Here is a 12,545-nt window from a genome sequence, read left to right on the forward strand (position 1 = left end):
AGCAGGTACGGCGCCACCAGCGACCATTCCTCCTCGCTGACATCAGAGGGATACGGCTTGCGGCAAATGCTCATTCAATAACGGGTGAATCAGCCCCGCTTACAAGTCCATAACAGCCTCTAGGCCGTAGACTCATAAGCGCGGAGCCACAGCCGCATTGAGGCGAGCTGGACCATGGCGAAGAAGTTGGCGGCGAGCTTGTCGTATCGGGTGGCGACCCGGCGGAAGTGCTTGAGCTTGGAGAAGAACCGCTCGATCAGGTTGCGCTCACGGTAGAGGCGCTTGCTGAAGCAGGGTTTCCAGCGCCGGTTGCTCTTGGGCGGGATGTTGGGCGTCGCGCCCTGATCCTGGATCATCTCGCGGATGCGGTTGGCATCATAGGCTTTGTCCGCCAGCACGATGGTGCGCGGGCCGAGATGGTCGAGCAGCTCGTCCGCGATCTGCCCGTCGTGCGTCTGTCCGGCCGTTAGGCCGAGCCGGATCGGAAGCCCTTGTGCGTCGACGACGACATGGATTTTGGTCGTGAGCCCGCCACGTGATCGACCGATGCAGTTATCCGCACCCCCTTTTTTGCCGTCGCAGCCTGTTGGTGGGCGCGAACAGAGGTGCTGTCGATCATCTGGATCTCGCCGTCATGCGCGGCGCTGATGGCGGTCATGAGCCGATCCCAGACGCCCGCCTGCCGCCATCGATTGAAGCGGTTGTAGCAGGTGGTGCGCGGGCCATAGCGCTCCGGCAGGTCGCGCCACGGTGCCCCCGACCGCAACACCCAGAAGATGCCGTTCAGTACGCGCCGGTCATCGACGCGCGGCACGCCTCGCGGCTTGTGGGGCAGCAGCGGCTCGATCACGCGCCACTCGAAGTCTGTCAGGTCATAGCGGCTCATGCAGAGCGTGAATCACGAGACGGCTCCGGAGGGAAGCCTCAGCTGTGAGCTGTCCACGCGATGTACAGCATGACGACCAAGACAACAGCGGCAGTTCCGACGACGCCCCAAAATGCCAGCGGCTCGTCCTCTCGCGACAGCCCTTCACCCGCTGCGGCATTGCCCCTGATAAGCGTCCGGACGATCCCCGCCGCCATCAGCAGCGCCACAAACAATGCTGGTCCTTGCCCCATTGCCGCGTTGTAGCCAGCCAGCCAGAACGCTCAACCGTTTATGGGTTCACAACCTAGGTCGGATCGACATTCAGGATTCCCAAACGCGCTGAACGGTGGTTCATAAGCATCCGTGTTATGGCGCGGAGCGGATAATGGGGATCAGGCGGTACGAGTTGAGCGAGGCGCAATGGTCCCGGATTGCCTCGCTGGTTCCGGGCAAGACGGCTGATCCTGGCCGAACGGGTTCGGATAACCGGCTGTTTGTGAACGGATGTTTGTGGGTGCTGCGCTCTGGCGCGCATTGGTGCGATCTGCCGGAACGCTACGGCAAGTGGAAGACGGTGCATCGGCGTTTCAGCCGCTGGTGCCACGCTGGCGTCTGGGAGCGGGTGTTCGAGGCGCTGACGGTGGATCGCGACAATCAGTATCTGATGATCGACAGCACCATCGTTCGCGCCCATCAGCAGGCGGCGAGCGGAAAAGGGGGGGCAAGGATCAGGCGCTGGGGCGTTCCCGAGGCGGACTGACGACCAAGATTCACATGCTCGCCGACACGTTCGGCCGACCTTTGCGGTTTCGCATCACGCCCGGGCAGGCCAGCGACATCGCCTCGGCACCCGCCCTGCTCGAAGGCCAGCGCGGCAAAGCGGTGCTCGCCGACAAGGCGTATGACGGCAATGACTTGCGCAGTCAGATCGCTGCGATGAACGCCGAGGCGGTGATCCCGTCCAAGCGCAACCGCAAGGTCGCCATCTCGCACGATGCCCTCATCTACAAGCATCGCAACCAGATCGAGAGATGCTTCGGTCGCCTCAAACATTTCCGACGCTTCGCTACTCGCTACGACCGCCGCATCATCCACTTCACCGGCTTCGTCCATCTCGCCGCTGCCATGATCTGGCTACGATGAATGTCGATCCGGCCTAGTTGAACCGACCCCTGCGTCATTCGTGACTGAAAGCGGAGAGGGAGAGGCAGGGGGGTGAACCCGATCAGGAGTTGTATTCCATGCCCTCCTTTCAGCACACCTGCGCGCCGACCTTCACTATCTGGGGGCCACCCTACACCACCACTGAACGTCTACCGGGTATCTGGCACGTCACCACCGCGAGCCATGGCGGCTTCGTCCTGTCCGACGAACGGCAAGCGGGGATGCCGGACTCGCTGCGGTGCGAGAGCGTCTTCTACGAGGAGGATGTCGAGTGGACGCGCGTCGTGCTCGCTTTCGAGGCCGAGCTGCGCGCCGCAGCTGATCCGTATCTCGCAATCGAATTGCCGATCGCGCATCAGATCGCCTGCAACTGGCTGCCCGAGCAATATGGCGCGTTCACCGGCAAGACGATCGCTGCCCGCGATAGCCATATCCTGCGCCGGCGTGCCGCCTATCAGGCAGCGATCGGCCAGTACGTCGCGGGTGCGGCGTGGGGCGACTGGGCAGCCTGGGTGCCGGCGGGCAAGGTCGGCGTCGTCTTTCGCGAAGTCGAAGGCGTCGATGCGCTCGTGCACCCGACCTATACGGCACGCGAGAAGTGGGGCCTGGTCGACGCGGACCGTTACAGGACGCGAGGAGACGGCGACACGCTCGAGAGCCTCGATGCGACGATGCTGGATAGGCCACCACCGCTGTCTTGAAGCGGATCATTCAAAAGCGATACGCCGGCAATGATAGAGACGGCGTCGCCGGCTATGCTCGACCCCAGGTGGAAGGACTCTTCCGATGAGCGATGCACGCTGCAAGTTCAGTTGGGGTGATGCCTTCTCGCGGCGATCCATGGCGCGTGAGCTGGTCGGGACGATCGAAATCCTCATCATCGGCACCGCGCTATACTGGCTATGTACCTCTGCTGCCGGCAAGCACCTATGGGTCTGGATGGCAGTCGGGCTGCCGCTGAACTTCGCCTACATCTTCGTCGGCGGATATGTTCGCCACCACCTTGGGCTGATCGGTGACGACAACGATCGGTAGCAGGATCCGCCGTGCATCTATCCTGTAGCTGACGACGCGAACGGACTGAACCACACCAGGGCACATGGGAGAGGAGAGGGATGGGAGATTGCACGCGCGGGAAGTCGCGCGGAGCAACCGGAGCCAGCCCCCATGATCCTCGACACCGCACAGCGCCAGCGTCAGGCACTCGATCCCGCCGCGCTGACCAGCATCACCGCCACGCTGAACGCACTGACCCGCGCGGTCGAGGATTGCGGTCGCGCGGTCGTCGCGCCCGAGCACGACCCGGCGACCATGCTCCTCGCCTGCCATCTCGGCCGTATCGGCGCGCACGGCGTCACGGAGGTCGTGCAGCAGCAGCGCCGGCAGCAGATCGCGACCAATGTCGACGAACGGCTTCTGATCGCGATCGCCGAGGCGGGCCTCACGAACGACGGCATCGTGGAGCGCTTCCACGAACAGGCGCGGCTTGTGCTGACCCGCTTGGCGTCAGTCCTTGGTACGGCGATCGGGACGTTCGAGGTACGCATCGACCTTGACGTCGGCCTGACCGGCACGTCGGTCCTGCACGGCGACACCATCTGCGTGACGCTGGGGTTCGGCTATACCCGCGACCGCTGCACGGTCAGCTACCGGCGGGTGCGTGGGCGGCACGACGACTGCGGCGGTCGGCCGCATCGCGTCGGCCTGCAAGAGCTGCTGGACATGCCCGCCTTGGCCGAGCGCATCGTCCGCGACCTTGCGATGGTGCCGGTCCTGCCGTCGCGGTCGATCCACACGATCGCTCAGGCGGCCTGAGCGATGCGGAACGATAGCTTCCGTCCAGGGGACGCGGACCACTGGCGCGCGCGGGGCCGACCGGACAACGAGGCCGAGGCGCTGGCGGCGATCTGGCGCGCCTTCCCCGAGCTGCCCCACGATCAGCCGCTGGAGGCGCGCCAGGCACGCTCGCGCCAGCGGGTCGAGGCGCTGCGCCCGTTCCACGACGCGATCGATGCAGCGCGAGAGGCGAAGCGCCGGGCCGACAACTTCGCGTTCATGGACGCCCAGGCGGACGAGGGCACGATCTCGACCCGCGACCTCGCCATCCTCACTGCCCGCGACCGCCATGCACTGGACTGGGACGAGGCGGTCGTCTTCGCCGATGGCTGGTATGCCGCCCACGCCGGATGGGACTACAACCCGCGTCCGTGGCGCAGCCTGCGTCCTGATACCGCCCAGCGTCTCGCGGCGTATGACCTCGGTTTCGTCGAGGGCGGGGGCAATGTCGCCGATCCGTTCGATGCCGCCCGCCGCGCCAATCTGGTGGCGCTGCGCATGGATAACGCACCGCGACCCACGGTCATGCCGGTGCGAGGACGTCCGCTGCCAAGCGCCTGGCCCAAGCCCGACGATGCCGCCCGCCCGGCGTCGTGGGCGCGCCGTCTGGCACTGATCGGCGATGCCAGTTTGCTGGACCGGGTGCGCGGCCATATCGCCGCACAGGCTATGACGGTCGTGGCGATCGGGGCGGACGGCTTCGCATGTGGTGACACGGCTGACCTGACGCGCCCGCTGACGGCGGCTAGAGCGGATGCGCTGCTCGGGCAGCCGCACTATCGCGCCGAACTGCGCGCGCTGATCGCCGGGCGCGAGTACGACGACCTGCTGGTGATCGCCGAGGGCGAGGCGCTGCGCGTCATCGACGGCATGGCGGACGTGCTGCCGCTCTGCCGCACGATGGAGCGGACCCGCAATTCCGCCCTCCTACAGCGCGCGCAGCTGCGGCTGTGGCTCAGCCGCGGGCGTGGTGTCGGCGACACCATCGGCGGGGGTCACATCCGCTGGGGCAAGACGCTGCCGTTCCTCAGCGGTCGCCTTGGCGAGTTCACCGCCCGGCATGTCGGTCCGGCACCGGTGCGGGGGCATCTCGTGCGCATCGAAACCGGGGCGGGCCGTCTGGCAGACGGATACGCCACCGCGGGAGGCGTACCGCTCGACCCCACCATCGTCGTGACCAACAAGGCCCGGTTGCGGGAAGCGATGGGGCGCGCGCTACGCGCCTTCGCCGGGGCAACGCGGTTGATGGCGCAGGCAGCATGAGCGCCCGTCAACCCGACCTGTTCTTTGGCGACAAGCGTCCGCCGCGGTGCCTGCCGCCAGAGCGCGCGTATCGCCGCGCCGAACGGACGGTCACGAAGCCATATGCGTGGGAGACCATGGGGACGTGGGTACGGTACATGCACCGGCTGTTCGCCATCGAGCAGCCGAGTAGCGAGTTCTATCGGCGCGTTGCGGGGACGGCACGGGAACTGACCGTGAGCCAGATCCGGGAATGCCGCCACGATGATGACCTCGCGCGATGCGAGACGATGCTGGTCGATGCGCGTGGCGGATGGTTGTCCGGGCTTGACCGCGTCTTTAGCTGGCGGGAACGTGGCGAATTGCTGGTTGAAGTTCGTAACCGACGTCGCTTGCTGGCAATGGGTCGCTTGACGCCGAAGGCGAAGGGGCCGCGCCTCGATCCGACGTTGCTGCCGACTGAGGCGCTTGAACGGCTCATTCAGACCCACCCGGATGCGGCGCTGGTCGACAGGCTGCGGGTAGAACGTCACCAACACTTCCTATATCGATAAAAATAGCTATCTTATCGCTCAAAGGAGCAACGCATGTCCAGCATCGCTACAGAACAGAGTGTACGCGCCACAACGCATACCCCCGCCTTTCCCTATGCGGGCATCTTTCACGCCTCGCCGGTCGAACGCATCCGCCTCATCCGACAGGGGGTGTCGGCGCGCAAGGTGAAGCACTTCATCAACGAGCTTCACTTCGATCAGCAGGTGATGATGGATGCGCTCAACCTGAAGACCGCGACCGTAAACAAGAAGGCGGTACGCGATCAGCCGTTGTCGATCGAGGACGGCGAACGGGTCATCGGTCTCGCCCGCCTCGTGGGGCAGGTCGAGGCGATGGTCGAGGAAGCGGGCGGCGCGCCCGGTTTCGATACCGCGGCATGGCTGTCGGCGTGGTTGCGCGAACCGCTGCCCGCGCTTGGCGACGACCGTCCCATCGACCTTCTCGACACGATGGAGGGGCAGGCGCTGGTGTCGCGCACGCTGATGCAGATCCAGGGCGGAGCCTATGCGTGACCCGCTCGGCATGGCGGATCGCGACGGATACCCGAAGCTATACGGCCGATGACCTGTCGGGCGCCGGTGCCAGGATCTCCGGCGGGCGATGGAACGACGTCGGTGTGCCGCTGCTGTATGCGGCGGAGAGCCGGGCGCTGGCCTGTCTCGAAACCGTGGTGCATCTCAATGCCGCGGGTCTGCCGTTCAACCGCTATCTGGTCGAGATCGAGATTCCGGACGACCTGTGGGCCGCAGCCGAGACGGTCGATCCGCAGCGGATCGATCCGGGCTGGGATGCCCAGCCCGCGGCGATGGTCAGCGCCATGTTCGGGACCAGATGGGCGGAAAGCCGCCGCTCGCTGATCCTGCTGGTTCCCTCGGTCATCGTGCCCGAGGAGCGCAACATCCTCATCAACCCCGAGCACCCTGATATTGCCCGGGTGACGGCGCGCAAGGTCCGCAAATGGCTGTACGATCCGCGCTTCGATCGGCGCAGCTATCTCCCGGAAGCGTGACCTCCTTGTTGAAGCCACTGCGGTTCTTGGTCGGAGAGAAGGGGGAGGGATGAAGGTATCGCCGGGGAATGGTCCCGGCCTTGCCGGAGACCTGCCCCATGCTGCCGCCCACGATCCATGCCCGCGTCGCGCCCGAGACGATCTCGAAGGTCGGTCGCCTCTTCAACGGCTCGCTCGACGACATCCTGACCGAGCTACTGCAGAACAGCCGCCGCGCTGGGGCAAGCCGCATCACCGTCACCGCCGACCTGACGGCCGACGATCCGGTCTTCAGCATCGCCGACGACGGCCACGGCATCGCTGATCCCTCCTCGATCCTGACGCTCGGGCGTTCGGACTGGTCGGACGATACCCGGCGTCGCGAGGATCCGGCGGGCATGGGCGTCTTCAGCCTTGCCGGACGTGCGGTGACGATCCGCTCGTTCTCCAGCACCGCCGCCAGCGGATGGCGCGCCGACATTCCCGCCGATGGCTGGGATAGCGGCCAACCTATCGACGTGTGCGCCGACCCGATCGCCGGTGGCACCGAGATCACCCTGGTAATGCCGAAGCACTGGCGCCTGCAGATCGCCCAGGCGGTAGCTCGCGTCGCGCGCTACTATCCGCTGCCCGTGTCGTGGAACGGCATCGAGGTCGAGCAGCGGGCATGGCTCGCCGATGCGGTCCATGTCGAGGACTGGAACGGCAGCCGGATCGGCGTGCTCCGCGAAATGCCGTCGCACTATCGCCGCGCCGATCCGCGGCTGAACTTCCACGGCCTCACCATTGGCTGCGAGCTGCCCATCGTCATCGAGGTCGATCGTGGTCGCCATTGGACGGTGCGGGTCGAGATACTCGACACCCCGGACCTGCAGCTGGTGCTGCCGGCGCGCAAGGAAGTCGTCCAGAACGACACACTCACCGCGCTTCGTGCCGCCGCTCATGCGACGATCTTCCGCGCGATCGCGGCGTCGGGTTCGCACCGCCTGTCCCACACCGACTGGTCGGTTGCGCGGGACATGGGCATCGAGCTGTCCGAGGCGGATGCCTATCTCGAGGGCTGGTTCCCCGCGATCGCCGATGGCGACTGCTACGACAGCGGACAGCCCGTCACCGGGCTGGCGATGACCGTCATGCCCGACCTGCCCGCGATCGTCGCGCAGCCGCTGGCGCGCTGTCTTGGGCGGCACAATCCAATCGACGCGCCGCTCGTGCATGGCGAGGAACGGTTCGCCGGCTACCGCTGGTACGACACGCTGGCTCGTGTCAAGGACGTCGCCTTCCGCGTCACTGCAGGCGAACAGGTCGCGACGATCGATATCGCCGGCGACGCGAACCCCGCGATCGAGAGCGGCTTCGTCGATGCGATCGACTTGGTGATGACGCTCTCGCATGCCGGTGCCAGCGCCACGACGACGACCGCGACCGATGTCGCGTTCGCGGGCGACGCGTGGGGAGGACGGGAAGCCGAGGAGGTCGGCCTGTTCATCGTGCGGGACTGCGATGCCGATCCGAGCGACATGGTCGACCTGTTCGAGCGCGCGATCTTCTCGGTCAGCAGCGACAGCGACTGTGACAGCCCCGCGACCCAGCGCGATGCGTTTCGCACCCAGGCTGCCGAGCGGATTACCACCCTCATGGTCGGCCCCGACGAAGCGATCGAGCAGCGGCTGCGAACGCTGATGCTGCAATGCCGCTGGCTCATCCCCGAGGGGCGCGCGGCAACGATCTGGCTCGACAAGACCGAGGTCTCTGTATCGCTATCCCCGCTCGAACTGGTGGCGGCCTGAGATGGCGCGCTACGATCATGCGGTCACGATCGCATTCAGCGTCATCTCGAACGACCCGCAAGGCCTGGACTTCACCCCGATCGATTTGCGCGCTGCCTTATTCTCTCGCATCGCCGCACTTGGGCTTTCCGATGAATGGCTGGAGGCGGTGGGAGCGCCGTTCGACAGCCACCCGGCCGACGAGGCGACAGCGTGATCCCGCCGCCCCGCGTCCTTGCCTACGGCGTCGGTGTCGACAGCACCGCCCTGCTGGTCGAACTGGTCGCACGCGGCGAAGCACCCGATCTCGTGCTGACCGCCGACACCGCGGTCGAGAAGCCGGAGACCTACGCCTATCTCGACGTCATCGGACCGTGGATGCGGGCGCGCGGCATCCACCACGAGATCGTCTCCTACCAGCCCAAGCGGTTCAAGCATTGGCCGCCCTATTACGGGCTGCTGGAGATGTGCCTGACCAACGCCACGCTGCCGAGCAAATCGCTCGGCGGCAGCTCGTGCAGTCTGAAATACAAGAAGGCACCACAGGATGCGTTCCTCCGGTCCTGGTCGCCCGCGATCTCGGCGTGGGAGCGGGGGCAGCGGGTCATCCGCCTGATCGGCTATGACGCCGGACCGCGCGACACGCAGCGCGCAAACCACGCGCTGGCGATCGACGATCCGCTCTATGACTGCTAGTACCCGTTGCGCGAGTGGGGCTGGGACCGCGACGCCTGCACTGCCAGGATCGAGGCCGAAGGTCTGCCGGTGCCCCCTAAGTCGGCTTGCTGGCTGTGCGTATCCAACAGGCCGCAAGAGATTCGCGAGCTGCCGGCATGGTGCCTGCGGCTGATCGTGCTGGTCGAAGCACGCGCCGCGCCGCGGCTGCACACCGTCGAAGGACTGTGGCGGCGCTCGACCAAGGCGCGGCCGGGGTCGGTGACGCTGTTCATCCGCCATGAACGGTTGCTGCCGGGGGATGAGATCGACCGCATCGTGCGGGACGCGCCGACGGAGCTGATCCGCTTCCAGGACGTCGCCGCCACCATCCCGGTCGGAGAGCGGCCGACGATGCGCGACTGGCTCGATCGCTTTCATGCAGGCCTGCCCGCAAGGCCGCTTGCAGCGTGATCGAACTGCCCGCAAACGTACAGCTTGGTATACGATCATCCGCGTCGTTACCCAATCCGAAGGACCGGACATGAGCCGTTACGAGTTGGACGCGCACTTAGACCGGCCGGAGGTGTCGCACGCCGTCGTGGGGTGGGACCGACCCTTGGCGACCTATTTCGTGCAGGTGTTCCTGAAGGATACCGATGAGATCGCCTATTGGTGGGGCGCCGCACCGGGGGAGGTGACGACCGCCGACGCCGCGATCGCCTTGGTCGCACCGTTCGCGGTGGTACCCGGCGACTTGGCTGCGAACCTGCGCCGTGATGTTGCCGAGCAGCCGGTGCGTCCGCCGAACCACCCGATGGTCGGGCGACGGGTGCGCGTCCGTCGCGAAGGCCAGGCCACTGCCGAGGGTCAGGTCGTACAGGCCCATATCGGAGGCTTTTTCGTACGTCTCGACAATCCCGCGTCTGCAAAAGGGTCGGCGAGCATCCTCGTGTTCCACGACGATATTGAGATCATCGGCGATTGATCCGTAATGGATGCAATAGGGCATCCAATCTCACGAAAGGCATGGAGAGAAGGGGGCGGGAAGGGTCGGATCACAGATGATCCGGGAGAATGTTCATGCCCCACTACATCGATCTCGGCGCCGGCCCCGCCGAAGCCGACTGCGCCCAACTCGGCCGGACCGAGAACTTCGCCCGCCTCAACCGCCTCGAACTCGTCGCCTACCGCGCCGCGCTGATCGCGCGCTTCGGTCCGCCGCCTGCAGGCTGCGGCTACGATATCCGTGATAACCACCACGACTTCGGGATCTACCGGACCCTGATCCTGCGCATCGATCCGGCGATGGCCGAGGATGCTACCGTCGTCACCTATGGCGAGCTGGTCGAAAACGGCCTTGGCTCCTGGATCGAGGCAGGTCTCACCGCGCCGGTCGAATATGACGCGCGCTCACAGGCGGTCAGCGTGCGCGACCTGCGCGACGTCATCGTCTCGGCGCTGCTGGTGACCCGGCCCGGCACCGACGGCAGCTTTCCGGTCGCCGACTTCGCGACCCTGCATGGCAACCTGACGCAAGCCTGGCCGGAGGAAGCCGCCACCGCGCGCGTCCGGCTCGCCGAAGGCGGGGGGGCTGCATCATGAGCAACATCTACACCAAGGTCGCCTTCGGGCTATCGATCACCACCCTGCAGGCGCAGAACATCGAAACAGCGACCATGCTCGAGTTTGATGAGGCTCTCGATGCGGAAGGGACGGAACGTCTCGCGGCCTATGCCGACCTCGGCCCCGAGTTCGCCGAGATCTTCCCGCCGGGCGACGAGGACCCGTTCGCGACCTTCCTCGATCTGTTCGACGATCCGGAACACGTCCAGTTCGGGGTCGACTTCGTCACCGCCGGACCGCTGCCCGATGGCAGCGTCCGCCTGTCGGTCACCGGCGACCATGCCGATGTGTCCGCGATCGGGAGGCTGCTGCACCGCGTCCTGTTCCACGACGCTGATGATGACGCCCTGCCCTTCGGGTTCGAATACGCCCGTACCTGCGACCGGCATCGCCTCGGCGAGTTCGGCGGAGGCTATGTCGTCGCCACAAGGGAGGGCGTCCGGTTCGAGGACACCGCCCTTCAGCTCCAGCACGCGCTGCAGGTCGCGACGGGCGATGTATCGTCGTCGGGGCAAGAGGATATCGCATTGCCCGAGCAGGTCGCCGCCTGAATCAAAGTGGGACCGCAAACGGTAGCAGCCGCCCACGGTCCCACCCTCGAAGGGTCTCCATGTCACCATGAGACCAAGCACCATAACGTACCCGGCGATATCGGGGTTTCAACCACCGACACTTCGGGAACGTCCGCCAGCAGCACTTTGTCACCGAAATCCTTAACACAAGGACAACCATCCATGCCCCTGTCGCCCATCCGCGCCCGTCTTGCCTCGTTCGAAAACGCCTACGCGATCGCCGTGCAGCAGCGGCATCATGGCGGCGGTCAGCGCTTCGTCGTCGGCACCGATGATCCGGTGCAGCCCTATCGCGTCACCACGACGCCACCCGTCGACACCGCATCGCTGCTCGCCTGTGTCGCGTAATGGACAGATGCAGCACGGCCGCGCGAGGTCGTCCCTCACGCGACCGTGTCATGCTTCTCGGCCCGGTATCAGGCGTCGAACGGCGACTTGACCGTCATCATCTCCGAGGCCGACCCACTGGCACCGTGCGGCGAAGGCACCCGCGGCACCGGGATGCCCGCCTCGTGCATCTGGCGGACCATGCCCGCCCGGCGCAGCGCCAGACCCCTCAGCCACGCCATGTCGCTGAACGCCTTGCCCACCTCGATCCGGTCGAGAATGTACCACAGCCGCATCTGCAGCGGGTTGCGCGCGTCGAGCACCGCCTCGGCCATCAGATAGCCCTGCCCGTGCGTGATCTTCTTGCGCCGGTCGTTCTGGAGTTCGAGGTACGTCTCCAGCAGCTCCTGCGTCGCATAGCAGGCTTCGTCGTAGCCGCTCCCCACCAGCGCGCGTGCCAGCAGCCGCCGCGTGATCGACAACTGCTCGTCCTTCATCGCGTCCATCAGCGGCAGGTCGACATTATAGTCGTGCAGGAAATCGGTCGGTTTCATCGCGGCAGCCTCCTTCGATCGGTATGGCACCAACTAGAACAATACGGGAACATAGGTCAATAGTCCTGTCCTATTTTTCTATGTACCGGCCAGCACCACGACGTCCGATCCCCCCGCATCTTCGTGCTATCGACGACAGGAGGAAAGAGGGGCGGGGAGGGCAGGGCAGGCGGGTTGATCCGGACCATGTCGCCCGTATCGGAGACCGATCCATGCGCCACATCCTCGCCTTCTACGAAACCGATCGCGCCTATGGCGGACCCGAGAAGGGCGGATGGTGTGCGCCGTTGTGGCGCGAGAAAGGAGTGCGTCTGATGACGTGATGCTTGTTGGCAATGGCATCTGCCCACCGAGCTTACCGGTGCCCTCGGGCTGAAACTTCGAAAGGAG

The 12,545-nt window shown here is 65.7% G+C and carries 16 protein-coding genes and 2 pseudogenes; 15 read left to right on the plus strand and 3 right to left on the minus strand.

Annotated elements, in window-relative coordinates; translation table 11 throughout:
• Positions 1-119: 119 nt before the first annotated feature.
• Both ABLE43_RS22345 and ABLE43_RS22350 read right to left on the minus strand, forming a co-directional pair.
• A protein-coding gene (locus tag ABLE43_RS22345; protein WP_348980182.1) for an IS5 family transposase occupies positions 120-886 on the minus strand; the annotation gives its coding sequence in 2 pieces (ribosomal slippage) (positions 120-562 and positions 562-886; 768 coding nt in all).
• A 38-nt stretch (positions 887-924) separates the two neighbouring features.
• The gene (locus ABLE43_RS22350) at positions 925-1,095 is read right to left on the minus strand and encodes a hypothetical protein (protein WP_348980183.1); all 171 of its coding nucleotides are present in this window, start codon (positions 1,093-1,095) and stop codon (positions 925-927) included.
• A gap of 158 nt (positions 1,096-1,253) precedes the next feature.
• On the opposite strand from ABLE43_RS22350, the pseudogene ABLE43_RS22355 reads away from it, so the two are divergent.
• The 15 genes and pseudogenes from ABLE43_RS22355 (at position 1,254) to ABLE43_RS22425 (ending at position 11,622) form a co-directional block, all read left to right on the plus strand.
• Positions 1,254-2,011: pseudogene (locus tag ABLE43_RS22355) on the plus strand (IS5 family transposase).
• Positions 2,012-2,109: 98 nt separating this feature from the next.
• Positions 2,110-2,733 carry a DUF7007 domain-containing protein gene (locus ABLE43_RS22360; RefSeq protein ID WP_348980184.1) on the plus strand — a complete coding sequence of 208 codons (624 nt, stop codon included), beginning with the start codon at positions 2,110-2,112 and terminating at the stop codon, positions 2,731-2,733.
• 85 nt (positions 2,734-2,818) lie between these two features.
• Complete coding sequence (locus ABLE43_RS22365) at positions 2,819-3,067, plus strand: hypothetical protein (RefSeq protein WP_348980185.1); 249 nt, start codon at positions 2,819-2,821, stop codon at positions 3,065-3,067.
• Between the two features lie 132 nt (positions 3,068-3,199).
• Positions 3,200-3,847 carry a hypothetical protein gene (locus ABLE43_RS22370; RefSeq protein WP_348980186.1) on the plus strand — a complete coding sequence of 216 codons (648 nt, stop codon included), beginning with the start codon at positions 3,200-3,202 and terminating at the stop codon, positions 3,845-3,847.
• Between the two features lie 3 nt (positions 3,848-3,850).
• The gene (locus ABLE43_RS22375) at positions 3,851-5,131 is read left to right on the plus strand and encodes a hypothetical protein (RefSeq protein ID WP_348980187.1); all 1,281 of its coding nucleotides are present in this window, start codon (positions 3,851-3,853) and stop codon (positions 5,129-5,131) included.
• The gene (locus ABLE43_RS22380) at positions 5,128-5,664 is read left to right on the plus strand and encodes a hypothetical protein (RefSeq protein WP_348980188.1); all 537 of its coding nucleotides are present in this window, start codon (positions 5,128-5,130) and stop codon (positions 5,662-5,664) included. The genes ABLE43_RS22375 and ABLE43_RS22380 overlap by 4 nt, the downstream gene beginning before the upstream one ends.
• Before the next feature lie 33 nt (positions 5,665-5,697).
• Entirely contained in the window at positions 5,698-6,177 is a 480-nt protein-coding gene (locus tag ABLE43_RS22385) for an antitoxin Xre/MbcA/ParS toxin-binding domain-containing protein (RefSeq protein WP_348980189.1), read from the plus strand.
• Entirely contained in the window at positions 6,174-6,674 is a 501-nt protein-coding gene (locus tag ABLE43_RS22390) for an RES family NAD+ phosphorylase (RefSeq protein WP_348980190.1), read from the plus strand. Before ABLE43_RS22385 ends, ABLE43_RS22390 begins: the two co-directional genes overlap by 4 nt.
• A gap of 98 nt (positions 6,675-6,772) precedes the next feature.
• On the plus strand, positions 6,773-8,443 hold the full coding sequence (locus tag ABLE43_RS22395; RefSeq protein ID WP_348980191.1) for an ATP-binding protein: 1,671 nt from the start codon (positions 6,773-6,775) through the stop codon (positions 8,441-8,443).
• Position 8,444: 1 nt separating this feature from the next.
• Positions 8,445-8,639: a hypothetical protein gene (locus tag ABLE43_RS22400; protein WP_348980192.1), complete on the plus strand. Its 195-nt coding sequence runs from the start codon at positions 8,445-8,447 to the stop codon at positions 8,637-8,639.
• Positions 8,579-9,550, plus strand: a pseudogene (locus ABLE43_RS22405) (hypothetical protein). The gene ABLE43_RS22400 and the pseudogene ABLE43_RS22405 overlap by 61 nt, the downstream one beginning before the upstream one ends.
• A complete protein-coding gene (locus tag ABLE43_RS22410) occupies positions 9,516-10,064 on the plus strand; it encodes a hypothetical protein (protein ID WP_348980197.1) in 549 nt (182 codons plus the stop codon). The pseudogene ABLE43_RS22405 and the gene ABLE43_RS22410 overlap by 35 nt, the downstream one beginning before the upstream one ends.
• Positions 10,065-10,159: 95 nt before the next feature.
• Positions 10,160-10,681, plus strand: a complete 522-nt coding sequence (locus ABLE43_RS22415) for a hypothetical protein (protein ID WP_348980193.1) — start codon at positions 10,160-10,162, stop codon at positions 10,679-10,681.
• Positions 10,678-11,253: a hypothetical protein gene (locus ABLE43_RS22420; RefSeq protein ID WP_348980194.1), complete on the plus strand. Its 576-nt coding sequence runs from the start codon at positions 10,678-10,680 to the stop codon at positions 11,251-11,253. The genes ABLE43_RS22415 and ABLE43_RS22420 overlap by 4 nt, the downstream gene beginning before the upstream one ends.
• A gap of 183 nt (positions 11,254-11,436) precedes the next feature.
• The gene (locus tag ABLE43_RS22425) at positions 11,437-11,622 is read left to right on the plus strand and encodes a hypothetical protein (RefSeq protein ID WP_348980195.1); all 186 of its coding nucleotides are present in this window, start codon (positions 11,437-11,439) and stop codon (positions 11,620-11,622) included.
• 68 nt (positions 11,623-11,690) lie between these two features.
• Here ABLE43_RS22425 and ABLE43_RS22430 read toward each other — a convergent pair whose 3' ends face one another.
• Positions 11,691-12,155, minus strand: coding sequence for a hypothetical protein (locus tag ABLE43_RS22430; RefSeq protein WP_348980196.1), 465 nt, complete (start codon positions 12,153-12,155; stop codon positions 11,691-11,693).
• Positions 12,156-12,545 lie beyond the last annotated feature (390 nt).

It is taken from the genome of Sphingomonas silueang, from assembly GCF_040049155.1.
GTDB lineage: Bacteria > Pseudomonadota > Alphaproteobacteria > Sphingomonadales > Sphingomonadaceae > Sphingomonas > Sphingomonas silueang.

Excerpts from the sequence above, each read along its gene's own strand:
- ABLE43_RS22415 (WP_348980193.1), top strand. The coding sequence starts at position 10,160 with ATGCCCCACTACATCGATCTCGGCGCCGGCCCCGCCGAAGCCGACTGC.
- ABLE43_RS22380 (WP_348980188.1), top strand. The coding sequence starts at position 5,128 with ATGAGCGCCCGTCAACCCGACCTGTTCTTTGGCGACAAGCGTCCGCCG.
- ABLE43_RS22365 (WP_348980185.1), top strand. The coding sequence starts at position 2,819 with ATGAGCGATGCACGCTGCAAGTTCAGTTGGGGTGATGCCTTCTCGCGG.
- ABLE43_RS22430 (WP_348980196.1), bottom strand. The coding sequence starts at position 12,155 with ATGAAACCGACCGATTTCCTGCACGACTATAATGTCGACCTGCCGCTG.
- ABLE43_RS22370 (WP_348980186.1), top strand. The coding sequence starts at position 3,200 with ATGATCCTCGACACCGCACAGCGCCAGCGTCAGGCACTCGATCCCGCC.
- ABLE43_RS22385 (WP_348980189.1), top strand. The coding sequence starts at position 5,698 with ATGTCCAGCATCGCTACAGAACAGAGTGTACGCGCCACAACGCATACC.
- ABLE43_RS22425 (WP_348980195.1), top strand. The coding sequence starts at position 11,437 with ATGCCCCTGTCGCCCATCCGCGCCCGTCTTGCCTCGTTCGAAAACGCC.
- ABLE43_RS22360 (WP_348980184.1), top strand. The coding sequence starts at position 2,110 with ATGCCCTCCTTTCAGCACACCTGCGCGCCGACCTTCACTATCTGGGGG.
- ABLE43_RS22420 (WP_348980194.1), top strand. The coding sequence starts at position 10,678 with ATGAGCAACATCTACACCAAGGTCGCCTTCGGGCTATCGATCACCACC.
- ABLE43_RS22395 (WP_348980191.1), top strand. The coding sequence starts at position 6,773 with ATGCTGCCGCCCACGATCCATGCCCGCGTCGCGCCCGAGACGATCTCG.
- ABLE43_RS22375 (WP_348980187.1), top strand. The coding sequence starts at position 3,851 with ATGCGGAACGATAGCTTCCGTCCAGGGGACGCGGACCACTGGCGCGCG.
- ABLE43_RS22400 (WP_348980192.1), top strand. The coding sequence starts at position 8,445 with ATGGCGCGCTACGATCATGCGGTCACGATCGCATTCAGCGTCATCTCG.
- ABLE43_RS22410 (WP_348980197.1), top strand. The coding sequence starts at position 9,516 with ATGCAGGCCTGCCCGCAAGGCCGCTTGCAGCGTGATCGAACTGCCCGC.